This is a genomic window from Streptomyces sp. NPDC029014 (genome assembly GCF_055564695.1).
The window spans coordinates 1-24,192 of the sequence record NZ_JBVHVT010000097.1 but is presented as its reverse complement, the minus strand read 5'-3'; the positions used below and the strand labels follow the sequence as shown (position 1 = coordinate 24,192).

Genomic DNA, 24,192 nt, shown 5'->3' with positions numbered 1-24,192 from the left:
CAGTCGTCGCCCACCACTTCAGAGGCGGAACCGGGTGCCTTGGCGGCGCGAGCCATGAGCACTCCGTCTCGCGGCTCTAGGGGATCGATGACTGAATATGGCCGGGGCCCTGGCTCCGAACCGTGGCACCCGGGGGATCCGCTGTACGGCGACCCCGGGTGGAACGGGCACGAGGCCCAGCAGGGCCAGATGCCTTACGGCGGCCCGCAGCAGCAGTATCCGCAGGAGCCGCAGTACCAGCAGCAGTACGCCCAGCACCAGCAGGGCCCGTACCCGGACCAGATGCAGGGCTACCCCGCCCCGCAGCAGGCCCAGCAGATGCACCCGCACGGCCCGCAGCACGCGCACCCGCAGCAGCAACAGCAGCAGACCTACGGCGGCCAGCCCTGGGACACCGGTCAGGGCCAGTACGCCATGGCCGATCCGCAGGCCCAGCAGCCCCAGCAGGTCCCCCAGGCGTACCCGGAGCCGGACCCGCAGGCGCACGACGCCTACCCGGCCGCCGACCCGTACGCAGGCGCGGAGCCCTACGCCCAGCAGCCCGCGGGCGGCTATCCGGGCGAGGCCCCCGACACGTACGGCACCGAGGAGTCCTACCCGCCGCCGGAGCCCCCGGGCCGCCGCCGCCCAGCTCCCGATCCGGAAGCGGAACCCGAGGGCGACGAGGACGACGAGGACGAGGACACCGCCTCGGCGGCCGACGGAGGCCGCGGCGGGCGCCGCGCCGGCCGTTCCAAGGGCAAGGGGAAGGGCAAGGACAAGCCGAAGCGGAGCGGCGCCGCCTGCCTGGTCGCATCCCTCGTGATCGTCGGTCTGGTCGGCGGTGGCGGCTACTACGGCTACAACTACCTCAAGGCGCGGTTCGGCGCGGCCGAGGACTACACGGGCGAGGGCACCTCCGAGTCCGTCGAGGTGCAGATCCCCAACGGTGCCGGGCTCATGGCGATGGGCCGCATCCTCAAGGAGCACGGCGTGGTCGCCAGCACGGAGGCGTTCGTCGCCGCCGCCACGGCGAACACGAGGGGCACCTCCATCCAGCCCGGCGTCTACACGCTCAAGAAGAAGATGTCGGCCGCGGCCGCCGTCAAGGTGATGATCGACCCCTCGAAGCTCAACGTCCTCGTCCTCCCCGAGGGCAAGCGGGCCGTCGAGGTGTACGAGATGATCGACAAGAAGCTCCAGAAGCCCGCGGGCACCACGGCGGAGATCGCCAAGCGCGACCCGAAGGGCCTCGGCCTGCCCGCCTGGGCCGCCGACAACCAGAAGATCAAGGACCCGCTGGAAGGGTTCCTGTTCCCGGCGCGCTACGACGTCACCAAGGAAACGACCCCCGAAACGCTGCTCAAGCAGATGGTCCGGAACGCCAGCGACCAGTACGCGAACCTCGGCTTCGAGGCCAAGGCGAAGTCCCTGGGCCTGGACACCCCGCTCCAGCTGGTCACGGTCGCGAGCCTGGTGCAGGTCGAGGGCAACAAGCACGACGACTACCGCAAGATGTCCGAGGTCATCTACAACCGCCTGAAGAAGACCAACGACGTCACGAACCAGAAGCTCGAGTTCGACTCGACGATCAACTACCTCAAGGGCACGAGCAACATCAACGTCTCCCGCGAGGAGACGCGCAAGCTCGACAACCCCTACAACACCTACCTCTACAAGGGCCTCACCCCGGGACCGATCAGCAACCCGGGCAGCGAAGCCCTCAACGCCGCACTCGACCCCGACAAGGGCGGCTGGATGTTCTTCGTGTCGGTCGACGGAAACACGACGACCTTCACCAAGACCTTCGCCGAACACGAGAAACTGGTCGCGGATTTCAACGCGCGTCAGAAGCAGCAGAAGACCGGCGGGTAGGTAGGAACAGATGTCACGCATACGGGCCGCGGTGCTGGGTTCACCGATCGAGCACTCACTCTCACCGGTGTTGCACCGCGCCGCGTACCAGGAGCTCGGCCTCGCCGACTGGTCCTACGACCGCTTCGAGGTCGACGAGGCCGCGCTCCCCGAGTTCGTCTCCGGCCTCGGCCCCGAGTGGGCCGGACTGTCCCTGACCATGCCGCTCAAGCGGGCGATCATCCCGCTGCTCGACGGCATCAGCGACACCGCCGCCGCCGTCGAGGCGGTCAACACGGTCGTCCTCACCGAGGACGGCCGCCGCCTCGGCGACAACACCGACATCCCCGGGATCGTCGCCGCCCTCCACGAGCGCGGCGTCGACAAGGTGGAGAGCGCCGCCATCCTCGGCGCCGGCGCCACCGCCTCCTCCGCCCTGGCCGCCCTCGCCCGGATCTGCACCGGCGAGGTCACCGCCTACGTCCGCTCGCGGTTGCGCGCCGACGAGATGCTCCAGTGGGGCGAGCGGCTCGGCGTTCCCGTCCGCACCGAGGAGTGGTCGCACGCCGCCGAAGCACTCACCGCCCCCCTGGTGATCGCCACCACTCCGGCCGGCGCCACGGACAAGCTGGTCAGCGCCGTCCCGGACGCCCCCGGCACCCTCTTCGACGTGCTCTACGAGCCCTGGCCGACCGCCCTCGCCGCCGCCTGGTCCGAGCGTGGTGGCCGACTCCTCGGCGGGCTGGACCTGCTGGTCCACCAGGCGGTCCTCCAGGTCGAGCAGATGACCGGCTGCCCCGCCGGGCCGCTGGCCGCGATGCGTGCCGCGGGTGAGGCCGCCCTGCGCGACCGGCACCACTGAATCCCGCACCCCGCGGGCACACCTGATGCACTGCGGCGGCCGATCTTGCCCGGGCACGGCGGCACCGACCAGGGTGGGACGGGTGCACCACCGTCCCGCCAGCTGGACCGGGACCGGCGCACCGGCCCGGACGTGGGAGGATCGGGTATGGCGGGTCCGGGCCGCGCGCCCCCAGCTACCGCTGGGAGGTGCCCCCAGGACCGCGCCGCCGCTGTACCAGGCGCGAGCATGAGGAGCATCGTTGAGCAGGTTGCGTTGGCTGACCGCTGGGGAGTCGCACGGTCCGGCGCTGGTGGCGACGCTGGAGGGGCTTCCCGCCGGCGTTCCGGTGACCACGGAGCTGGTTGCCGACCACCTGGCGCGGCGCCGGCTCGGGTACGGGCGTGGTGCGCGGATGAAGTTCGAGCAGGACGAGGTGACGTTCCTGGGCGGTGTCCGGCACGGGCTGTCCCTGGGCTCGCCCGTCGCCGTGATGGTCGGGAACACCGAGTGGCCGAAGTGGGAGAAGGTCATGTCGGCCGACCCCGTCGACCCCTCGGAGCTGAAGGAGACCGGCCGCAACGCGCCGCTGACCCGGCCGCGCCCGGGCCACGCCGACCTGGCCGGCATGCAGAAGTACGGCTTCGACGAGGCCCGGCCGATCCTGGAGCGCGCCAGCGCCCGTGAGACCGCCGCCCGCGTCGCCCTCGGCGCGGTGGCGCGTTCCTTCCTGAAGGAGGCCGCCGGCATCGAGATCGTCTCGCACGTCGTCGAGCTTGCCGCGGCGAAGGCCCCGTACGGCGTCTACCCGACCCCGGCGGACGTCGAGAAGCTGGACGCCGACCCGGTGCGGTGCCTGGACGCGGACGCCTCGAAGGCGATGGTCGCGGAGATCGACCAGGCCCACAAGGACGGCGACACCCTCGGCGGCGTCGTCGAGGTCCTCGCCTACGGCGTCCCGGTCGGCCTCGGCTCGCACGTCCACTGGGACCGCCGCCTCGACGCCCGCCTCGCCGCGGCGCTGATGGGCATCCAGGCGATCAAGGGCGTCGAGGTCGGCGACGGCTTCGAACTCGCCCGCGTCCCCGGCTCCCAGGCCCACGACGAGATCGTCGCCACCCCCGACGGCATCAAGCGCACCTCCGGCCGCTCCGGTGGCACCGAGGGCGGCCTGACCACCGGCGAGCTGCTGCGCGTCCGCGCCGCGATGAAGCCCATCGCGACCGTCCCGCGCGCCCTGGCCACCATCGACGTCGCCACCGGCGAGGCGGCGGCCGCGCACCACCAGCGCTCCGACGTCTGCGCCGTCCCCGCGGCCGGCATCGTCGCCGAGGCCATGGTCGCGCTGGTCCTCGCGGACGCCGTGGTGGAGAAGTTCGGCGGCGACTCGGTGACCGAGACCCGCCGCAACGTGCAGTCGTACCTCGACAACCTGCAGATCCGGTGACCGGCGGACCTCTGGTCGTCCTCGTCGGCCCCATGGGATCCGGCAAGTCCACGGTGGGGGAGCTGCTGGCCCGGCGGCTCGGCGTCCCCTACCGGGACACGGACGCCGACATCGTGGCGGCCCAGGGCCGTCCCGTCTCGGACATCTTCGTCGACGAGGGCGAGCCGTACTTCCGTGAGCTGGAACGGCAGGCGGTCGCCGCGGCCGTCGCCGAGCACACCGGAGTCCTCGCCCTCGGCGGCGGCGCCGTCCTCGACGAGGGCACCCGCCGGCTGCTGGCCGACCTGCCGGTCGCCTACCTCTCGATGGACGTCGAGGAGGCCGTCCGGCGCGTCGGCCTGGGCGCCGCCCGCCCGCTGCTCGCCGTCAACCCGCGCCGCCAGTGGCGCGAGCTGATGGAGGCCCGCCGCCCCCTGTACACCGAAGTCGCGCGCGTCGAGGTGCCCACCGACGACCGCACCCCCGAAGAGGTCGCCCAGGCGGTCCTCGACGCTCTGGAGTTGAAGGACGTATGACAGACCAGGTGACGCGGATCCACGTCGGCGGAAGCGCCGGCCACGACCCGTACGACGTGCTGGTCGGCCGGCAGCTGCTCGGCGAGCTCGGCGCGCTGATCGGCACCAAGGCCCAGCGGGTCGCCGTGATCCACCCCGAGGCGCTGGCCTCGACCGGCGAGGCCCTGCGCGACGACCTCGCCGACCAGGGCTACGAGGCGATCGCCATCCAGGTGCCGAACGCCGAGGAGGCCAAGACGGCCGAGGTGGCCGCGTACTGCTGGAAGGCGCTCGGCCAGTCCGGCTTCACCCGCACCGACGTGATCGTCGGCGTCGGCGGCGGGGCCACCACCGACCTGGCCGGCTTCGTCGCGGCCACCTGGCTGCGCGGCGTGCGCTGGATCGCCGTGCCGACCACCGTCCTCGCGATGGTCGACGCGGCCGTCGGCGGCAAGACCGGCATCAACACGGCCGAGGGCAAGAACCTGGTGGGCTCCTTCCACCCGCCCGCCGGCGTGCTGTGCGACCTCGCGGCGCTCGAATCGCTGCCGGTCAACGACTACGTCAGCGGCCTCGCCGAGATCATCAAGGCCGGCTTCATCGCCGACCCCGCCATCCTCGACCTGATCGAGGAGGACCCGGCCGCCGCCCGCACCCCGGACGGTCCGCACACCGCGGAGCTCATCGTCCGCTCCATCCAGGTCAAGGCGGACGTCGTCTCCAGCGACCTGAAGGAGTCGGGCCTGCGGGAGATCCTCAACTACGGCCACACCCTCGCGCACGCCATCGAGAAGAACGAGCGCTACAAGTGGCGGCACGGCGCGGCCGTCTCGGTCGGCATGGTCTTCGCCGCCGAACTCGGCCGGCTCGCGGGCCGCCTGGACGACGCCACCGCCGAACGGCACAAGCAGATCCTGGCTTCTGTCGGCCTGCCGCTCACCTACCGCGGCGACCAGTGGCCCAAGCTGCTCCAGACCATGCAGGTCGACAAGAAGTCCCGCGGCAACCTGCTGCGCTTCATCGTCCTCGACGGCCTGGCCAAGCCGACCGTGCTGGAGGGCCCCGACCCGGCGCACCTGATCGCCGCCTACGGCGAGGTGTCGGCATGACCCGCCGGGTCCTGGTGCTGAACGGCCCCAACCTCGGCCGGCTCGGCTCCCGCGAGCCCGACGTGTACGGGGCCACCTCGTACGCCGGGCTCGTCGAGACCTGCCGGGAGCTGGGCGCGGAGCTCGGCTTCGACGTCGAGGTCCGCGAGACCAACGACGAGGGCGAGATGATCCGTTGGCTCCACGAGGCGGCCGACGGGAAGGTCCCGGTGGTCATCAACCCCGGTGCGTTCACGCACTACTCGTACGGCATGCGGGACGCGGCCGCCCAGCGCACCGCCCCCCTGATCGAGGTGCACATCTCGAACCCGTACGCCCGGGAGGAGTTCCGGCACACGTCCGTCATCGCCTCGGTGGCGACGGGCACGGTGGCGGGCTTCGGGATCGGCTCGTACCGGCTGGCGCTGCGGGCCCTCGCGGACGAAGTCGACCGCTGACGGTGCTGGTGGGCGGCACCGCCGCAGTCATATAACGTTCTCGCATCAGTGGGTGGAACGAGACGGAGTGGCAGCGGATGCACCAGGGAGTGGGGGCGGCCGGCAGCGGTGGCTGGGGCCCGCCGGGACACCAGCCGGCGGTGCCCCCGCAGCCGCCGATACCGCCCGCGCAGGGCTGGCCCCCGCCCCCGCACCCGCACCCGCAGGTGCCGCCGCACCTGCCGCCGCCCGGGTCGGACGCCACCGGCCACATCCCGCTGCCGCCCGTCGCGGCCGCTCCCGTCCCCGCAGCCGCCGGGCCGGGGGCGGGCGGCGGCACGGGCACGGCCGTGCTGGCCGTCCTGCTCATCGGGCCGGCCGGCGCCGGCAAGACCACGGTCGCCCGGCACTGGGCGGGCTCGCGGCCCGTGCCCACCGCGCACATCAGCCTCGACGACGTCCGCGAGTGGGTCTGCTCGGGCTTCGCCGACCCCCAGGCCGGCTGGAACGACCAGTCCGAGGCCCAGTACCGGCTGGCCCGCCGCACCTGCGGCTTCGCCGCCCGCAACTTCCTGGCCAACGGGATCTCCTGCATCCTCGACGACGCCGTCTTCCCCGACCGCCCCGTCGTGGGCCTCGGCGGATGGAAGCGCCACGTCGGCCCGGCCCTGCTGCCGGTGGTGCTGCTGCCCGGCCTGGAGATCGTCCTGGAGCGCAACGCCCAGCGCTCGGGCAACCGCCGCCTCTCCGACGAGGAGGTCGCCCGGATCCACGGCCGGATGGCCGGCTGGTACGGCTCCGGCCTGCCGATCATCGACAACTCCGACCTGGACGTGGAGGGCACCGCCCGGGCCATGGACGAGGCCCTGGCCCGCGCGATCACCGCCTCCGCCTTCTGACCCGCCGCCCGCCCGGGGCCGGCCCCGGACGGAGGTGCCCACCGGGCCGGATGCGCCGGTCGCTCGTAGTCTCGAAGACATGTCAGACGTGTACGCGGCCCGCCGTGGCCTGCTTCGCGACCGCTGTGCCGCCGCCGGGAACGCCGCCGCACTGATCACGCGTCCGGCGAACGTCCGCTACCTCGCCGGGGGATCCCCGCGCGGCGCCGTCCTGCTCGTCGGACCGGGAGCCGAGGACACCCTGTTCACCGTCGGGCCGCCCACCGGGGAGCTCGACGAGGGACGCCTCGACGAACGGCTCGCGGTCAGCACCCTGCCCACCCCGGGCGCCGACGCCGCGGTCGCCGCCGCCGACCTGGCCGGATCGGCGAACACCGAGTCCCTCGCGGTCGAGGAGCACCACCTCACCGTGGCCCGGCACCGCGCCCTGGGATCCGTCGCGCCCAAGCTGAGGCTCACCGACCTCGGCACCGCCGTGGAACAGCAGCGCCTGGTCAAGGACGAGGAGGAGATCGCCTGCCTGCGGATCGCCGCCGAGATCGCCGACCAGGCCCTGGGCGAACTGCTGGAGTCGATCCTCGTCGGCCGCACCGAACGCCACCTGGCCCTGGAACTGGAGCGCCGGCTCGTCGACCACGGGGCCGACGGCCCGGCCTTCCCGACCTCCGTCGGCACCGGGCCCCACTCCGGGCGTTCCCGGCACCGGCCCTCCGACCGCCGCGTCGAGGAGGGCGACTTCCTCTCCGTGTGCCTCGGGGCGAACTACCGCGGCTACCGCTGCGAGATCGGCCGGACCTTCGTGATCGGCACCAGCCCCGCCGACTGGCAGATCGAGCTGTACGACGTCGTCTTCGCCGCCCAGCGGGCCGGGCGGGAGGCCCTGCTGCCCGGAGCCGCCTACCGGGACGTGGACCGTGCGGCCCGCTCCGTCCTCGACTCCGCGGGCCACGGGGAGGCCCTCGCGCCCTCGACCGGGCACGGAGTCGGCCTGGAAATCGACGAGGACCCGCAGCTTGCACCTACGGCAATGGGTAAACTGGACGCTTGCGTGCCGGTCACCGTCGAACCGGGGGTCCACCTCCCGGGCCGGGGCGGAGTCCGGATCGATGACACGCTCGTCGTACGCCCCGAGGCGGACGGCGGTCCCGAGCTACTCACCATTACGACCAAGGAGCTGCTCGCACTGTAGTCCGGTGTGCCGGGCTAAGGCGCGCACCCCTGGCCTTCCAGTGCAGGAGATTCCGCAACCGTGGCTTCCACGAACGACCTCAAGAACGGCATGGTGCTCAAGCTCGACGGTGACCAGCTCTGGTCCGTCGTCGAGTTCCAGCACGTCAAGCCCGGCAAGGGCCCGGCCTTCGTGCGCACCAAGCTCAAGAACGTGCTCTCCGGCAAGGTCGTCGACAAGACCTTCAACGCGGGCGTGAAGGTCGAGACCGCCACCATCGACCGCCGCGACATGCAGTTCTCGTACATGGACGGCGACTACTTCGTCTTCATGGACATGCAGACGTACGACCAGCTGCACGTCGACCGCAAGGCCGTCGGCGACGCCGCCAACTTCCTCATCGAGGGCTTCACCGCCTCCGTGGCCCAGCACGAGGGCTCGGTGCTCTACGTCGAGCTCCCGGCCGCGGTCGAGCTGACCATCCAGCACACCGACCCGGGCGTCCAGGGCGACCGCTCCACCGGCGGCACCAAGCCGGCGACCCTGGAGACCGGCCACGAGATCCAGGTCCCCCTCTTCGTCACCACGGGCGAGAAGGTCAAGGTCGACACCCGCACCAGCGACTACCTCGGCCGGGTGAGCAGCTAACCGTGGCTGCCCGCAGCAACGCGCGCAAGCGCGCCTTCCAGATCCTCTTCGAGGCCGACCAGCGCGGGGTGCCCGTGCGCGAGGTCCTCGCGGACTGGGTCCGCCACGCGCGGTCGGACGACCGGCAGCCGCCGGTCAACGCCTTCACGATGGACCTCGTCGAGGGCTACGCCGACAAGGTGAACCGCATCGACGACCTGATCGTCACCTACGCCGTGGACTGGGAGCTCGACCGCATGCCGGTCGCCGACCGGAACATCCTGCGGCTCGGTGCGTACGAGCTGATCTGGGTGGACGACACCCCGGACGCCGTGGCCATCGACGAGGCCGTGCAGCTGGCCAAGGAGTTCTCCACGGACGAGTCGCCCGCGTTCGTCAACGGCCTCCTGGCCCGCTTCAAGGACCTGAAGCCGAGCCTGCGCCGGGGCGAGTAGAGCCCTCGGCAGCCGCCGGCACGACGCAGGGGCCCGCAGCGCAGCAGCGCAGCGGGCCCCTTCGTCCGTCCGCTCCCGCGCCCGTCGCAAGGCGTACGGTGCCACGGACGCGAAAACCGGTGCGGGCCGGGAGCCCCTTCAGGCTCCCGGCCCACACCGGTAACGTTTCTGCTGGTCCCGGGGGACCGGGATCAGGCGTCCTCGTGCGCCACGGCGCGACGCGCGTCCGCATCCAGGACGCCCCAGCTGATCAGCTGCTCGGTCAGGACCGAGGGCGACTGGTCGTAGATGACCGCAAGCGTGCGCAGGTCGTCCTGGCGGATCGACAGCACCTTGCCGTTGTAGTCGCCGCGCTGGCTCTGGATGGTCGCCGCGTAACGCTGGAGCGGGCCGGCCTTCTCGGCGGGTACGCCCGCCAGGCGCTCCAGGTCGAGACGCAGCTTCGGCGGCGGCTCGGCCGCACCGCCGGGGGTGGTGCCCGGCAGCAGTTCCTGCACCGGCACCCCGTAGAAGTCCGCCAGCTCGGCAAGACGCTGGACGGTCACGGCGCGGTCCCCGCGCTCGTACGAACCGACCACCACGGCCTTCCAACGGCCCTGCGACTTCTCCTCGACACCGTGGAGGGAGAGGCCCTGCTGGGTGCGGATGGCGCGGAGCTTGGCCCCGAGCTGTTTGGCGTATTCGCTGGACATAACGCTCCCGGACGCTGTGACGCTGTGACTACATGGAGACCATGCGGCTCCGCCGCGCGGCTGGTAACTCACTGTGAGGTTACGCAGCGTGACTTGGATGCGTCAAGCCGAATGGCGTCGCTCGCCCACGTACGAGCGGCCGCGCACCGCCCCGGTTCGGTTGCACACCGATCCCCCTGGTAACGTGGACGGCGTTGTACAGACGTCCTTTAAGGTCCGTCCCGTGAGGCGGAGAAGGAGGTCCTTTCCATGGACGCTCAGGCTGCCCAGAACGACGGTGCTGTCGGCACCGACGCGATGCGCCCCGTGCTCGAGGCACAGGACATCGCGCGGGTCTTGACCCGCATCGCCCACGAGATCGTCGAACGCGCCAAGGGCGCCGACGACGTGGTGCTCCTCGGCATTCCCACCCGCGGCGTGTTCCTCGCCCGCAGGCTGGCCGCCAAGCTCGAAGAGATCACCGGATCGAAGATCCCGGTCGGTTCCCTCGACATCACCATGTACCGCGACGACCTGCGGATGAAGCCGGCCCGCGCCATCGGCCGCACCGAGATCCCCGGTGACGACATCGACGGCCGCCTCGTCGTCCTCGTCGACGACGTCCTCTTCTCCGGCCGCACCATCCGGGCCGCCCTCGACGCCCTCGGCGACCTCGGCCGTCCCCGCGCCGTGCAGCTCGCGGTCCTCGTCGACCGCGGCCACCGCGAGCTGCCGATCCGCGCGGACTACGTCGGCAAGAACCTCCCCACGTCGCTGCGGGAGACCGTCAAGGTCCAGCTCGATGAGGAGGACGGCCGTGACGCCGTACTGCTCGGCCAGCAGACCGCCCCCGCGGCCGCCCAGTAGCCGTAGCCGTACCCACGGACCCCCGTACGCCCGTACGAGTGATGGGCCCCGTTCCCGGGGCCCGCGCGCCGGCCTGCCCTGCCCGCACGCCGGCGAGCCAGCCCCGCCGCTCTGCCCTCTCCCGACTTACGGAGCACCCAGATGAAGCGCCACCTCATCTCGGCCGCCGACCTGACGCGCGACGACGCCGTCCTGATCCTCGACACCGCCGAGGAAATGGCCCGGATCGCCGACCGGCCGATAAAGAAGCTGCCGACCCTCCGCGGCCGCACGATCTGCAACCTGTTCTTCGAGGACTCCACGCGCACCCGGATCTCCTTCGAGGCCGCCGAGAAGCGGCTCTCCGCCGACGTCATCAACTTCGCGGCCAAGGGCTCCTCGGTGTCCAAGGGCGAATCCCTCAAGGACACCGCCCAGACCCTGGAGGCGATGGGCGTCGACGCCGTCGTCATCCGCCACCACGCCTCCGGCGCCCCCTACCGGCTCGCCACCTCCGGCTGGATCGACGCGCCCGTCATCAACGCCGGCGACGGAACCCACCAGCACCCCACCCAGGCCCTCCTGGACGCCTTCACCATGCGCCGCCGCCTCGTCGGCCGCGACGCCGGCCTCGGCAAGGGCCTCGACGGCCGCCGGATCACCCTCGTCGGCGACGTCCTGCACAGCCGCGTCGCCCGCTCCAACGTCGACCTGCTGCACACCCTCGGCGCAGAGGTCACCCTCGTGGCCCCGCCCACCCTGCTGCCCGTCGGCGTCGGCACCTGGCCCTGCGAGGTCTCCTACAGCCTCGACGAGGTGCTGCCCAAGTCCGACGCCGTCATGATGCTGCGCGTGCAGCGCGAACGGATGAACGCCGCCTTCTTCCCCACCGAGCGCGAGTACTCCCGCCGCTACGGGCTGGACGGCGCCCGGATGGCGAAGATGCCCGAGCACGCCGTCGTCATGCACCCCGGGCCCATGGTCCGCGGCATGGAGATCACCGCCGAGGTCGCCGACTCCGACCGCTGCACGGTCGTCGAGCAGGTCGCCAACGGCGTGTCCATCCGCATGGCCGTCCTGTACCTGCTGCTCGGCGGCTCCGAGCCCGCCGTCACCACCAGCACCGCCCCCGCCCGCACCGAGGAGACCAAGTAACCATGACCAAGATCCTTATCCGCGGTGCGAAGGTCCTCGGCGGCGAGGCGCAGGACGTCCTGATCGACGGCGAGACCATCGCCGAGGTCGGGCAGGACCTGCCCGCCGACGGCGCCACCGTCATCGAGGCCGCCGGCCAGGTCCTCCTCCCGGGCCTCGTCGACCTCCACACCCACCTGCGCGAGCCCGGCCGCGAGGACTCCGAGACCGTCCTGACCGGCACCCGCGCCGCCGCGTCCGGCGGCTACACGGCCGTCTTCGCCATGGCGAACACGTTCCCCGTCGCCGACACCGCCGGCGTCGTCGAGCAGGTCTGGCGCCTCGGCAAGGAGCACGGCTACTGCGACGTGCAGCCCATCGGCGCCGTCACCGTCGGCCTGGAGGGCAAGAAGCTCTCCGAGCTCGGCGCCATGCACGAGTCCGCCGCCAAGGTCACCGTCTTCTCCGACGACGGCAAGTGCGTCGACGACGCCGTGATCATGCGCCGCGCCCTGGAGTACGTGAAGGCCTTCGGCGGCGTCATCGCCCAGCACGCCCAGGAGCCCCGCCTCACCGAGGGCGCCCAGATGAACGAGGGCATCGTCTCCGCCGAGCTGGGCCTCGGCGGCTGGCCCGCCGTCGCCGAAGAGTCGATCATCGCCCGCGACGTCCTCCTCGCCGAGCACGTCGGCTCCCGCGTCCACATCTGCCACCTCTCCACCGCCGGCAGCGTCGAGATCGTCCGCTGGGCCAAGTCCCGCGGCATCGACGTCACCGCCGAGGTCACCCCGCACCACCTCCTCCTCACCGACGAGCTGGTCCGCTCCTACAACCCCGTCTACAAGGTCAACCCGCCGCTGCGCACCGAGCGCGACGTGCTGGCCCTGCGCGAGGCCCTCGCCGACGGCACGATCGACATCGTCGCCACCGACCACGCCCCGCACCCGCACGAGGACAAGGACTGCGAGTGGGCCGCGGCCGCCATGGGCATGGTCGGCCTGGAGACCGCCCTCTCCGTCGTCCAGCAGACGATGGTCGAGACCGGCCTCCTCGACTGGGCCGGCGTCGCCGAGCGCATGTCCTTCGCCCCGGCCCGCATCGGCGGCCTCCCGCACCACGGACGCCCCGTCTCGGCAGGTGAACCCGCGAACCTGGTGCTCGTCGACACCTCGTACCGTGGTGTCGTGGACCCCGCACAGTTCGCCTCCCGCAGCCGCAACACGCCCTACGAGGGCCGCGAGCTTCCGGGACGCGTCACTCACACCTTCCTGCGGGGCCGTACAACGGTCGTGGACGGGAAACTGGCGTGACACCTGGAGCAATCCGACTGGCCGCAGAGGCCGCCGAACGGAAGTCGGCGGAGGTGACGGACTGGGGTGCCCGCATCGCGTGGGTGATCGGTCTGCTCGTCTTCATCGCCTTCGTGTACTGGCTGATGCGGCAGGGCTGGAAATGGCGCGGCGCCCTGCAGAGCGGCCTGCCGGACCTGCCCGCCGCCCCCGGCGGACTCCCCGAGCACCGGCTGGCCCTCACCGGCCGGTACCACGGGTCCACCACCGCCGGGCAGTGGCTCGACCGGATCGTCGCCCACGGTCTGGGCGTGCGCAGCCGCGTCGAACTCACGCTCACGGACGAGGGCCTCGAAGTGGTCCGTCCGGGTGCCACCGACTTCTTCGTACCGGCCGCGCAGCTGCGCGGCGCCCGCCTCGACAAGGGGATCGCGGGCAAGGTACTCACCGAGGGCGGTCTGCTCGTCGTCACCTGGGCGCACGGCGACACGCTGATCGACTCCGGATTCCGCTCCGACCGGGCGGCCGAACACGCCGCCTGGGTCGAAGCCATCCATTCCATGAACACATCCACCACGACGGAAGGCGCCGAACGATGACGACCTCCACCAGGGGAGCAGCCAAAGCTCCCGCCGTACTCGTCCTTGAGGACGGTCGCACCTTCCGCGGCCGCGCCTACGGCGCAGTGGGGGAGACCTTCGGCGAGGCCGTGTTCTCCACCGGGATGACCGGCTACCAGGAGACCCTCACCGACCCGTCGTACCACCGGCAGGTCGTCGTGATGACCGCCCCGCACGTCGGCAACACCGGCGTCAACGACGAGGACCCCGAGTCCGCGCGCATCTGGGTCTCCGGCTACGTCGTCCGCGACCCCGCCCGCATCCCCTCCAACTGGCGCGCCAAGCGCTCCCTGGACGAGGAGCTCGCCGCCCAGGGCGTCGTCGGCATCAGCGGCATCGACACCCGCGCCCTCACCCGCCACCTGCGCGAGCGTGGCGCCATGCGCGTCGGCATCTTCTCCGGCGAGGCCTTCGAAGGCGTCCGCGACGAGGTCCTGCTGGCCCGCGTCCAGGCGTCCCCCCAGATGAAGGGCGCCGACCTCTCCGCCGAGGTCGCCACCAAGGAGCCGTACGTCGTCCCCGCGATCGGCGAGAAGAAGTTCACCGTCGCCGCCGTCGACCTCGGCATCAAGGGCATGACCCCGCACCGGATGGCCGAGCGCGGCATCGAGGTCCACGTGCTGCCCGCCACCGCCACCGTCGAGGACGTCTACGCGGTCTCCCCGGACGGCGTGTTCTTCTCCAACGGCCCCGGCGACCCGGCCACCGCCGACCACGCCGTCTCCGTCATGCAGGGCGTCCTGGAGCGCCGGACGCCGCTCTTCGGCATCTGCTTCGGCAACCAGATCCTCGGCCGCTCCCTCGGCTTCGGCACCTACAAGCTGAAGTACGGCCACCGCGGCATCAACCAGCCGGTCCAGGACCGCACCACCGGCAAGGTCGAGGTCACCGCGCACAACCACGGCTTCGCCGTCGACGCGCCCCTCGACAAGGTCTCCGAGACCCCCTACGGCCGCGCCGAGGTCTCCCACGTCTGCCTCAACGACAACGTGGTGGAGGGCCTCCAGCTGCTCGACCAGCCGGCCTTCAGCGTCCAGTACCACCCCGAGGCGGCCGCGGGCCCGCACGACGCCGCGTACCTCTTCGACCGCTTCGTATCCCTGATGGAGGCCGAGCGTGCCTAAGCGCACCGATATCCAGTCCGTCCTGGTCATCGGCTCCGGCCCGATCGTCATCGGCCAGGCCGCTGAGTTCGACTACTCCGGGACCCAGGCCTGCCGCATCCTCAAGGCCGAGGGCCTGCGGGTCATCCTGGTCAACTCCAACCCCGCGACGATCATGACCGATCCGGAGATCGCCGACGCCACCTACGTCGAGCCGATCACCCCCGAGTTCGTCGAGAAGATCATCGCCAAGGAGCGCCCCGACGCCCTCCTGCCCACCCTCGGCGGCCAGACGGCCCTGAACACCGCCATCTCCATGCACGAGCAGGGGGTGCTGGAGAAGTACAACGTCGAGCTCATCGGCGCCAACGTCGAGGCCATCAACAAGGGCGAGGACCGCGACCTCTTCAAGGAGGTCGTCGAGGAGGTCCGCCGCAAGATCGGCCACGGCGAGTCCGCCCGCTCGGTCATCTGCCACACCATGGACGAGGTCGTCGCCGGCGTGGACACCCTCGGCGGCTACCCCGTCGTCGTCCGCCCCTCGTTCACCATGGGCGGCGCCGGCTCCGGCTTCGCCCACGACGAGGACGAGCTGCGCCGCATCGCCGGCCAGGGCCTCACGCTCTCCCCGACCACCGAGGTGCTCCTGGAGGAGTCCATCCTCGGCTGGAAGGAGTACGAGCTGGAGCTGATGCGCGACAAGGCCGACAACGTCGTGGTCGTCTGCTCCATCGAGAACTTCGACCCGATGGGCGTCCACACCGGCGACTCCATCACCGTCGCCCCCGCGATGACCCTCACCGACCGCGAGTACCAGCGCCTGCGCGACATCGGCATCGCGATCATCCGCGAGGTGGGCGTCGACACCGGCGGCTGCAACATCCAGTTCGCGGTCAACCCGGACGACGGTCGCATCATCGTCATCGAGATGAACCCGCGCGTCTCCCGGTCCTCGGCGCTCGCCTCCAAGGCCACCGGCTTCCCGATCGCCAAGATCGCCGCCAAGCTGGCCGTCGGCTACACGCTCGACGAGATCCCCAACGACATCACCGAGAAGACGCCGGCCTCCTTCGAGCCGACCCTCGACTACGTCGTCGTCAAGGCCCCCCGCTTCGCCTTCGAGAAGTTCCCGGCCGCCGACGCCACCCTCACCACCACCATGAAGTCGGTCGGCGAGGCCATGGCCATCGGCCGCAACTTCACCGAGGCCCTCCAGAAGGCCCTGCGCTCCCTGGAGAAGAAGGGCTCGCAGTTCGCCTTCACCGGCGAGGCCGGCGACAAGGCCGAACTGCTCCTGGCCGCGGTCCGCCCGACCGACGGCCGCATCAACACCGTCATGCAGGCCATCCGCGCCGGCGCCACCCAGGAGGAGGTGTTCGAGGCCACGAAGATCGACCCGTGGTTCGTCGACCAGCTCTTCCTGATCAAGGAGCTCGCCGACGAGCTCGCCTCCGCCGAGCGGCTCGACCCCGAGCTGCTCGCAGAGGCCAAGCGGCACGGCTTCTCCGACGCCCAGATCGCCGAGATCCGCGGCCTGCGCGAGGACGTCGTCCGCGAGCTGCGCCACGCCCTCGGCGTCCGCCCGGTCTACAAGACGGTCGACACCTGCGCCGCCGAGTTCGCCGCGAAGACTCCGTACTTCTACTCGTCCTACGACGAGGAGTCCGAGGTCGCCCCGCGCGAGAAGCCCGCGGTGATCATCCTGGGCTCCGGCCCGAACCGCATCGGCCAGGGCATCGAGTTCGACTACTCCTGCGTCCACGCCTCCTTCGCCCTGAGCGACGCCGGCTACGAGACCGTGATGGTCAACTGCAACCCCGAGACCGTCTCGACGGACTACGACACCTCCGACCGCCTGTACTTCGAGCCGCTGACGCTCGAGGACGTGCTGGAGATCGTCCACGCCGAGTCGCTGGCCGGCCCCATCGCCGGCGTCGTCGTCCAGCTCGGCGGCCAGACCCCGCTGGGTCTCGCCCAGGCGCTCAAGGACAACGGCGTCCCGGTCGTCGGCACCTCGCCCGAGGCCATCCACGCCGCAGAGGACCGCGGCGCCTTCGGCCGGGTCCTGGCCGAGGCCGGCCTGCCCGCCCCCAAGCACGGCACCGCCACCACCTTCGCGGGCGCGAAGGCGATCGCCGACGAGATCGGCTACCCGGTCCTCGTCCGCCCGTCCTATGTGCTCGGCGGCCGCGGCATGGAGATCGTCTACGACGAGGCGCGCCTGGAGGCGTACATCGCCGAGTCCACCGAGATCTCCCCGACCCGCCCCGTGCTGGTCGACCGCTTCCTCGACGACGCGATCGAGATCGACGTCGACGCCCTCTACGACGGCACCGAGCTCTACCTCGGCGGCGTCATGGAGCACATCGAGGAGGCCGGCATCCACTCCGGCGACTCCGCCTGCGCCCTGCCCCCGATCACCCTCGGCGGCTTCGACATCAAGCGCCTGCGCGCCTCCACCGAGGCCATCGCCCAGGGCGTCGGCGTCCGCGGCCTGATCAACATCCAGTTCGCGATGGCCGGCGACATCCTCTACGTGCTGGAGGCCAACCCGCGCGCCTCCCGCACCGTCCCCTTCACCTCGAAGGCGACCGCGGTCCCGCTCGCGAAGGCCGCCGCCCGCATCTCGCTCGGCGCCACCATCGCCGAGCTGCGCGCCGAGGGCATGCTGCCGAGGACCGGCGACGGCGGCACCCTGCCGCTCGACGCGCCGATCTCCGTCAAGGAGGCCGTGATGCCGTGGTCGCGCTTCCGCGACATCCACGGCCGCGGCGTGGACACCGTCCTCGGCCCGGAGATGCGCTCCACCGGCGAGGTCATGGGCATCGACTCGGTCTTCGGCACGGCCTACGCCAAGTCGCAGGCCGGCGCCTACGGCCCGCTGCCCACCAAGGGCCGCGCGTTCATCTCCGTCGCCAACCGCGACAAGCGCTCGATGATCTTCCCGGCCCGCGAGCTCGTCGCCCACGGCTTCGAGCTGCTCGCCACCTCCGGCACCGCCGAGGTGCTGCGCCGCAACGGCATCAACGCCACCGTGGTGCGCAAGCTCAGCGAGGGCGAGGGCCCCGGCGGCGAGAAGACCATCGTCCAGCTCATCCACGACGGCCAGGTCGACCTGATCGTCAACACCCCGTACGGCACCGGCGGCCGCCTCGACGGCTACGAGATCCGCACCGCGGCCGTGGCCCGCGGCGTCCCGTGCCTCACCACGGTCCAGGCACTCGCCGCGGCCGTCCAGGGCATCGAGGCCCTCGGCCACGGCGAGGTCGGCGTCCGCTCCCTCCAGGAGCACGCCGAACACCTGACCGCCGCCCGCGACTGACGGCCCGTACGGACAACAGGGGGACACCACGAGCGCGACGCGCGGTGGTGTCCCCCTCCCCATGAGCGCACGAGGGATCTTCCGAACCATGTACAAGCTGTTCTTCAACCTGGTCTTCAAGCGGATGGACCCGGAGGAGGCCCACTACCTGGCCTTCCGCTGGATCCGCCTGGCCGCCCGCACCCCCGTCCTGCGCACCTTCGCCGCGGCCGCCCTCGCCCCGCGGCACCAGGAGCTGCGCACCGAGGCCCTCGGCCTGCGCATGCACGGCCCCTTCGGCCTCGCCGCGGGCTTCGACAAGAACGCCGTGGCCATCGACGGCATGTCCATGCTCGGCTTCGACCACGTCGAGATCGGCACCGTCACCGCCCAGGCCCAGCCCGGCAACCCCAAGAAGCGGCTGTTCCGCCTCGTGCCGGACCGCGCGCTGATCAACCGGATGGGCTTCAACAACGAGGGCTCCGCGGCCGTGGCGGCCCGCCTGGCGGCCCGCAAGGCGGTCTTCCGGACCGTCGTCGGGGTCAACATCGGCAAGACCAAGGTCGTGCCGGAGGAGGAGGCCGTGGCGGACTACGTCACCTCCACCGAGCGCCTGGCCCGGCACGCCGACTACCTCGTCGTCAACGTCTCCTCGCCGAACACCCCGGGCCTGCGCAACCTCCAGGCCACCGAGTCCCTGCGCCCGCTGCTGACGGCCGTCCGCGAGGCCGCCGACCGCACCGTCACCGACCGGCGCGTCCCGCTCCTGGTGAAGATCGCGCCCGACCTCGCCGACGAGGACGTGGACGCGGTCGCCGACCTCGCCCTGGAGCTCGGCCTGGACGGCATCATCGCCACCAACACCACCATCGCCCGCGAGGGCCTCGGCCTGAAGTCCGACCCCGCCCTGGTCAAGGAGACCGGCGGCCTGTCGGGCGCCCCCGTCAAGCAGCGCTCCCTGGAGGTCCTGCGCCGCCTGTACGCCCGCGTGGGCGACCGCCTGGTCCTCGTGGGCGTCGGGGGCATCGAGAACGCCGAGGACGCCTGGCAGCGGATCCTGGCGGGTGCCACGCTCATCCAGGGCTACAGCGCGTTCATCTACGAGGGCCCGTTCTACGCCCGCGCCATCCACAAGGGCCTGGCCGCACGCCTCGCCGCCAGCCCGTACGCCACCCTCGCCGAGGCCGTCGGCGCCGAGACCCGAAAGGCCGCCCAGTGAACCCCTCCTTCGGCACCCGCCTGCGCTCCGCCATGGACGAGCGGGGCCCGCTCTGCGTCGGCATCGACCCGCACGCCTCCCTGCTGTCCTCCTGGGGGCTGAACGACGACGTCGCCGGCCTGGAGCGGTTCTCCCGCACCGTCGTCGAGGCGCTCGCCGACTCGGTGGCCGTGTTCAAGCCGCAGGCGGCCTTCTTCGAGCGCTTCGGCTCGCGCGGCATCGCGGTGCTGGAGCAGACCGTCGCCGACGCCCGCGCCGCCGGCACCCTCGTCGTCATGGACGCCAAGCGCGGCGACATCGGCTCCACCATGGCCGCGTACGCCGAGACCTTCCTGCACCAGGACTCGCCGCTGTTCTCCGACGCCCTGACGGTCTCCCCGTACCTGGGCTACGGCTCGCTGGCCCCCGCCGTGGAGCTGGCCCGCGCCTCCGGCGCCGGCCTGTTCGTCCTCGCCCTGACCTCGAACCCGGAGGGCGCCGAGGTCCAGCGGGCGGTCCGCGAGGACGGCCGGACCATCGGCGCGACCATGCTGGCCCACCTCGCCGAGGAGAACGCGGGCGCCGCCCCCATGGGGTCCTTCGGTGCGGTCGTCGGCGCGACCCTGGGCGACCTGTCCTCCTTCGACCTGGACATCAACGGTCCGCTGCTCGCCCCCGGCATCGGCGCGCAGGGTGCCGAGGCGGCCGATCTGCCGCGGGTCTTCGGGACGGCCGTGCGCAACGTCGTCCCGAACGTGTCGCGCGGGGTGCTGCGACACGGTCCGGACGCCGGCGCGCTGCGCGAATCGGCATTCCGTTTCGCGGACGAGATCCGGAAGGCCGTTGCCTCCTGACGGCGCCGACCGGGGTGCTCGTCGTACGGTCTGACGAAAATCGAACGTCTTTCACCGGACAAAACCGGGGTAGTTTGTCCGTGATGTACGGTTCAGTGGAGGCTGACCAGGACTTTTCGTCTGTTCTCGCTGACTGGAGCGGCCGCGGCCGCTAGTCTCCGACCAGAGTGAACGAGCAGCGAACGAGTTCCACCGCTGTTCGCGCACTCGCCTGGTGTGGCGCCCTCGGGTTCCCCACCGGTCCGTATATCCGACAGTTCGACATCCGAGGTGACGTAGGCGTGGCTCTTCCGCCCCTTACCCCTGAACAGCGCGCAGCCGCGCTCGAAAAGGCCGCCGCGGCTCGCCGGGAGCGGGCCGAGGTGAAGAATCGACTCAAGCACTCCGGCGCCTCGCTCCAAGAGGTCATCAAGACGGGCCAGGAGAACGACGTCATCGGCAAGATGAAGGTCTCCGCCCTGCTGGAGTCCCTGCCTGGTGTGGGCAAGGTCCGCGCCAAGCAGATCATGGAGCGCCTCGGCATCTCCGAGTCCCGGCGTGTCCGAGGTCTCGGCTCCAACCAGATCGCCTCCCTGGAGCGTGAGTTCGGCACCCCTGCCGGCTGACGTGCCGCCCGGAGTTCGTCCGGCGTTCTCAGGCAGTCCCGAGAACCTGGATAATCGCTCTATGGCAGCAGAGGTTCGTCCGCGGCTGACCGTGCTCTCCGGCCCCTCGGGGGTCGGCAAGAGCACGGTCGTCGCGCATATGCGCAAGGTCCACCCCGAGGTGTGGCTCTCGGTGTCGGCCACCACCCGCAAGCCGCGGCCCGGTGAGCGACACGGAGTCCACTACTTCTTCGTCAACGACGACGAGTTCGACAAGCTGATCGCCAACGGCGAGCTGCTGGAGTGGGCCGAATTCGCGGGCAACCGCTACGGCACACCGCGCGGCGCGGTGACCGAGCGCCTGGAGAACGGCGAGCCCGTCCTCCTGGAGATCGATCTCCAGGGCGCCCGCCTGGTCCGCGAGTCGATGCCCGAGGCCCAGCTGGTCTTCCTGGCGCCGCCGAGCTGGGAGGAGCTGGTCCGCCGGCTCACCGGCCGGGGCACCGAGTCCGCCGAGGTCATCGAGCGCCGCCTGCAGTCCGCCAAGGTCGAGCTGGCGGCCGAGTCCGAGTTCGACACCACCCTGGTCAACACCTCCGTCGAGGACGTGGCGCGCGAGCTGCTAGCCTTGATGGACGTTGTGTGACCGTCGGCCGACGCCCCATCCGCTCCGGATGACCCGATCGACCGGCGACTGATCTTTCACCCGTAATCTTCGGAAGGTAGAGCGTGTCCTCTTCCATCACCGCGCCCGAGGGCATCATCAACCCGCCGATCGACGAGCTGCTCGAGGCCACGGACTCGAAGTACAGCCTCGTGATCTACGCGGCCAAGCGCGCGCGTCAGATCAACGCGTACTACTCGCAGCTCGGTGAGGGCCTGCTCGAGTACGTCGGCCCCCTGGTGGACACCCACGTCCACGAGAAGCCGCTTTCGATCGCGCTGCGCGAGATCAACGCGGGTCTGCTGACCTCCGAGGCCATCGAGGCCCCGGTCCAGTAAGGCACCGAGAATTCCCTGCACCACAGGCCCGGCAGCACACCTGCCGGGCCTGTGGTGTGTCATTGGTACGTAGCAACGGTCAGTCGAAGGGGCGTGTGTGGTGGTCAAGCCGAAGGTCGTGCTCGGGGTGAGCGGCGGCATCGCCGCCTACAAGGCGTGCGAGCTGCTGCGCCGGCTGACCGAATCGGGCCATGACGTACGGGTGGTCCCGACCGCGGCCGCCCTGAACTTCGTCGGCGAGGCCACCTGGGCCGCCCTCTCCGGGAACCCGGCCGGCACGGAGGTCTGGGAGACCGTCCACGAGGTGCCGCACGTGCGCATCGGCCAGTCCGCCGACCTCGTCGTCGTCGCCCCCGCCACCGCCGACATGCTGGCCAAGGCCGCCCACGGGCTGGCCGACGACCTGCTCACCAACACCCTGCTCACGGCCCGCTGCCCGGTGGTCTTCGCCCCCGCCATGCACACCGAGATGTGGGAGCACCCCGCCACCCAGGAGAACGTGGCCACGCTGCGCCGCCGCGGCGCCGTCGTGATCGAGCCGGCGGTCGGCCGGCTCACCGGCAAGGACACCGGCAAGGGCCGGCTGCCCGACCCGGAGGAGATCTACGAGGTCTGCGTCCGGGTCCTGGCCCGCGGAGCGGCCGAGCCCGACCTGGCCGGGCGCCACGTCGTGATCAGCGCGGGCGGCACCCGCGAGCCCCTCGACCCGGTCCGCTTCCTCGGCAACCGCTCCTCCGGCAAGCAGGGCTACGCGCTGGCCCGCACCGCCGTGGCCCGCGGCGCCCGGGTGACCCTCGTCGCCGCCAACACCGCGCTCGCCGACCCGGCCGGGGCCGACGTCGTGCGCGTCGGCACGGCCGTGCAGTTGCGGGAGGCGGTGCTCAAGGCGGCCTCCGACGCCGACGTGGTGGTGATGGCCGCGGCCGTGGCCGACTTCCGGCCGGCCGCGTACGCCTCCGGCAAGATCAAGAAGCAGGAGGGCCAGGAGCCCGCCCCCGTCGCCCTCGTCCGCAACCCCGACGTCCTCGCCGAGGTCTCGGCCGACCGGGCCCGGCAGGGGCAGGTCGTCGTCGGCTTCGCCGCCGAAACTGACGAAGTCCTGGCCAACGGTCGCGCCAAACTCCTCCGCAAGAAGTGTGATCTTCTCGTCGTGAACGAGGTCGGTGAGACGAAGACCTTTGGTTCGGAGGAGAACGAAGCGGTGATCCTTTCCTCTGATGGTCAGGAGATCGCCGTCCCCGACGGTCCCAAGGAAGCCCTGGCGGACGCGATTTGGGACCAAGTGGCCCGGCGACTCGCCTGACGAACGGGCTCTTCTCCCAGCCGATTCCATGAGCCAGAATGGAGTGCCGCAGGTCACACGCCTCCCAGAAGGCGAGACGGGTGGTCCGGCAAACGGTGGCGACCGATAAACTGCATTCGGAACGTGACCGGGCGCAGCCCCCGGTAAGGTTTCGCCAAATGATCAGCCAGCAGCCGCTGCAACCCCAGGGAGCGATGTGTCCCGCCGCCTGTTCACCTCGGAGTCCGTCACCGAGGGCCACCCCGACAAGATCGCTGACCAGATCAGCGACACGATCCTCGACGCGCTCCTCACCGAGGACCCGACCTCGCGCGTGGCCGTGGAGACGCTCATCACGACCGGTCTCGTGCACATCGCCGGCGAGGTGACGACGAAGGCGTACGCGCCGATCGCGCAGCTCGTCCGCGACAAGATCCTCGAGATCGGCTACGACTCCTCGAAGAAGGGCTTCGACGGCGCCTCCTGCGGCGTGTCGGTGTCCATCGGCGCGCAGTCCGCGGACATCGCGCAGGGTGTCGACACCGCCTACGAGCAGCGTGTCGAGGGCGACGAGGACGAGCTCGACCAGCAGGGCGCCGGCGACCAGGGCCTGATGTTCGGCTACGCGTGCGACGAGACGCCCGAGCTGATGCCGCTCCCGATCCACCTCGCGCACCGGCTCTCCCGCCGCCTGTCCGAGGTCCGCAAGAACGGGACCATCCCGTACCTGCGCCCCGACGGCAAGACCCAGGTCACCATCGAGTACGACGGCGACAAGGCCGTCCGCCTCGACACGGTGGTCGTGTCCTCGCAGCACGCCTCCGACATCGACCTCGACTCGCTGCTCGCTCCCGACATCCGCGAGTTCGTCGTCGAGCACGTGCTCAAGGAGCTCGTCGAGGACGGCATCAAGCTGGACACGGACGGCTACCGCCTGCTGGTGAACCCGACCGGCCGCTTCGAGATCGGCGGCCCGATGGGCGACGCCGGCCTCACCGGCCGCAAGATCATCATCGACA

24 protein-coding genes are annotated in these 24,192 nt (G+C 71.3%); 23 read left to right on the top strand and 1 reads right to left on the bottom strand.

Annotated features, from left to right (window positions below; translation table 11 throughout):
• Nucleotides 1-189 precede the first annotated feature (189 nt).
• From mltG to nusB, 10 genes are all read left to right on the top strand, one after another.
• A complete protein-coding gene (gene mltG / locus ACZ4VL_RS35020; protein ID WP_468208341.1) occupies nt 190-1,854 on the top strand; it encodes an endolytic transglycosylase MltG in 1,665 nt (554 codons plus the stop codon).
• Between the two features lie 10 nt (nt 1,855-1,864).
• Nucleotides 1,865-2,695 (top strand): shikimate dehydrogenase, encoded by an 831-nt coding sequence (locus ACZ4VL_RS35015; protein ID WP_404238581.1) that lies wholly within the window; start codon nt 1,865-1,867, stop codon nt 2,693-2,695.
• 241 nt (nt 2,696-2,936) lie between these two features.
• Complete coding sequence (gene aroC, locus ACZ4VL_RS35010) at nt 2,937-4,121, top strand: chorismate synthase (protein WP_468208338.1); 1,185 nt, start codon at nt 2,937-2,939, stop codon at nt 4,119-4,121.
• The gene (locus tag ACZ4VL_RS35005; protein ID WP_468208335.1) at nt 4,118-4,636 is read left to right on the top strand and encodes a shikimate kinase; all 519 of its coding nucleotides are present in this window, start codon (nt 4,118-4,120) and stop codon (nt 4,634-4,636) included. Before aroC ends, ACZ4VL_RS35005 begins: the two co-directional genes overlap by 4 nt.
• On the top strand, nt 4,633-5,724 hold the full coding sequence (aroB, locus tag ACZ4VL_RS35000; RefSeq protein WP_361091529.1) for a 3-dehydroquinate synthase: 1,092 nt from the start codon (nt 4,633-4,635) through the stop codon (nt 5,722-5,724). The genes ACZ4VL_RS35005 and aroB overlap by 4 nt, the downstream gene beginning before the upstream one ends.
• The gene (gene aroQ / locus ACZ4VL_RS34995; protein ID WP_468208332.1) at nt 5,721-6,161 is read left to right on the top strand and encodes a type II 3-dehydroquinate dehydratase; all 441 of its coding nucleotides are present in this window, start codon (nt 5,721-5,723) and stop codon (nt 6,159-6,161) included. Before aroB ends, aroQ begins: the two co-directional genes overlap by 4 nt.
• A gap of 77 nt (nt 6,162-6,238) precedes the next feature.
• Entirely contained in the window at nt 6,239-7,039 is an 801-nt protein-coding gene (locus tag ACZ4VL_RS34990) for an AAA family ATPase (RefSeq protein ID WP_468208330.1), read from the top strand.
• Between the two features lie 79 nt (nt 7,040-7,118).
• Complete coding sequence (locus ACZ4VL_RS34985) at nt 7,119-8,228, top strand: aminopeptidase P family protein (RefSeq protein WP_468208328.1); 1,110 nt, start codon at nt 7,119-7,121, stop codon at nt 8,226-8,228.
• 60 nt (nt 8,229-8,288) lie between these two features.
• The gene (gene efp / locus ACZ4VL_RS34980; RefSeq protein ID WP_179173288.1) at nt 8,289-8,855 is read left to right on the top strand and encodes an elongation factor P; all 567 of its coding nucleotides are present in this window, start codon (nt 8,289-8,291) and stop codon (nt 8,853-8,855) included.
• Nucleotides 8,856-8,857: 2 nt separating this feature from the next.
• Entirely contained in the window at nt 8,858-9,289 is a 432-nt protein-coding gene (gene nusB / locus ACZ4VL_RS34975; protein ID WP_361091516.1) for a transcription antitermination factor NusB, read from the top strand.
• 191 nt (nt 9,290-9,480) lie between these two features.
• On the opposite strand, the gene bldD is transcribed toward nusB, so the two are convergent.
• Nucleotides 9,481-9,981 (bottom strand): transcriptional regulator BldD, encoded by a 501-nt coding sequence (bldD, locus tag ACZ4VL_RS34970; protein WP_030841550.1) that lies wholly within the window; start codon nt 9,979-9,981, stop codon nt 9,481-9,483.
• A 249-nt stretch (nt 9,982-10,230) separates the two neighbouring features.
• Here bldD and pyrR point away from each other — a divergent pair, with 249 nt between their 5' ends.
• The 13 genes from pyrR to metK form a co-directional block, all read left to right on the top strand.
• Entirely contained in the window at nt 10,231-10,827 is a 597-nt protein-coding gene (pyrR, locus tag ACZ4VL_RS34965) for a bifunctional pyr operon transcriptional regulator/uracil phosphoribosyltransferase PyrR (protein ID WP_361091512.1), read from the top strand.
• Nucleotides 10,828-10,968: 141 nt separating this feature from the next.
• Entirely contained in the window at nt 10,969-11,961 is a 993-nt protein-coding gene (locus ACZ4VL_RS34960) for an aspartate carbamoyltransferase catalytic subunit (RefSeq protein WP_468208324.1), read from the top strand.
• Nucleotides 11,962-11,963: 2 nt separating this feature from the next.
• Nucleotides 11,964-13,250, top strand: a complete 1,287-nt coding sequence (locus tag ACZ4VL_RS34955) for a dihydroorotase (protein ID WP_468208321.1) — start codon at nt 11,964-11,966, stop codon at nt 13,248-13,250.
• Entirely contained in the window at nt 13,247-13,828 is a 582-nt protein-coding gene (locus ACZ4VL_RS34950; protein WP_468208318.1) for a PH-like domain-containing protein, read from the top strand. Before ACZ4VL_RS34955 ends, ACZ4VL_RS34950 begins: the two co-directional genes overlap by 4 nt.
• Nucleotides 13,825-14,973 carry a glutamine-hydrolyzing carbamoyl-phosphate synthase small subunit gene (gene carA / locus ACZ4VL_RS34945; protein ID WP_468208315.1) on the top strand — a complete coding sequence of 383 codons (1,149 nt, stop codon included), beginning with the start codon at nt 13,825-13,827 and terminating at the stop codon, nt 14,971-14,973. Before ACZ4VL_RS34950 ends, carA begins: the two co-directional genes overlap by 4 nt.
• Nucleotides 14,966-18,274: a carbamoyl-phosphate synthase large subunit gene (carB, locus tag ACZ4VL_RS34940; RefSeq protein ID WP_468208313.1), complete on the top strand. Its 3,309-nt coding sequence runs from the start codon at nt 14,966-14,968 to the stop codon at nt 18,272-18,274. The genes carA and carB overlap by 8 nt, the downstream gene beginning before the upstream one ends.
• 88 nt (nt 18,275-18,362) lie before the next feature.
• Nucleotides 18,363-19,472 carry a quinone-dependent dihydroorotate dehydrogenase gene (locus ACZ4VL_RS34935; RefSeq protein WP_361091494.1) on the top strand — a complete coding sequence of 370 codons (1,110 nt, stop codon included), beginning with the start codon at nt 18,363-18,365 and terminating at the stop codon, nt 19,470-19,472.
• Nucleotides 19,469-20,305, top strand: a complete 837-nt coding sequence (gene pyrF / locus ACZ4VL_RS34930; RefSeq protein ID WP_468208309.1) for an orotidine-5'-phosphate decarboxylase — start codon at nt 19,469-19,471, stop codon at nt 20,303-20,305. The genes ACZ4VL_RS34935 and pyrF overlap by 4 nt, the downstream gene beginning before the upstream one ends.
• Before the next feature lie 281 nt (nt 20,306-20,586).
• The gene (locus tag ACZ4VL_RS34925) at nt 20,587-20,910 is read left to right on the top strand and encodes an integration host factor (protein WP_008740406.1); all 324 of its coding nucleotides are present in this window, start codon (nt 20,587-20,589) and stop codon (nt 20,908-20,910) included.
• Between the two features lie 61 nt (nt 20,911-20,971).
• Nucleotides 20,972-21,535 (top strand): guanylate kinase, encoded by a 564-nt coding sequence (gmk, locus tag ACZ4VL_RS34920; RefSeq protein ID WP_468208306.1) that lies wholly within the window; start codon nt 20,972-20,974, stop codon nt 21,533-21,535.
• 83 nt (nt 21,536-21,618) lie between these two features.
• Nucleotides 21,619-21,891 (top strand): DNA-directed RNA polymerase subunit omega, encoded by a 273-nt coding sequence (rpoZ, locus tag ACZ4VL_RS34915; protein WP_114056739.1) that lies wholly within the window; start codon nt 21,619-21,621, stop codon nt 21,889-21,891.
• A gap of 100 nt (nt 21,892-21,991) precedes the next feature.
• The gene (coaBC, locus tag ACZ4VL_RS34910) at nt 21,992-23,194 is read left to right on the top strand and encodes a bifunctional phosphopantothenoylcysteine decarboxylase/phosphopantothenate--cysteine ligase CoaBC (protein ID WP_468208360.1); all 1,203 of its coding nucleotides are present in this window, start codon (nt 21,992-21,994) and stop codon (nt 23,192-23,194) included.
• A 196-nt stretch (nt 23,195-23,390) separates the two neighbouring features.
• Nucleotides 23,391-24,192, top strand: an 802-nt coding sequence (gene metK, locus ACZ4VL_RS34905) for a methionine adenosyltransferase (RefSeq protein WP_452942430.1), incomplete at its 3' end; no start/stop codon positions are given.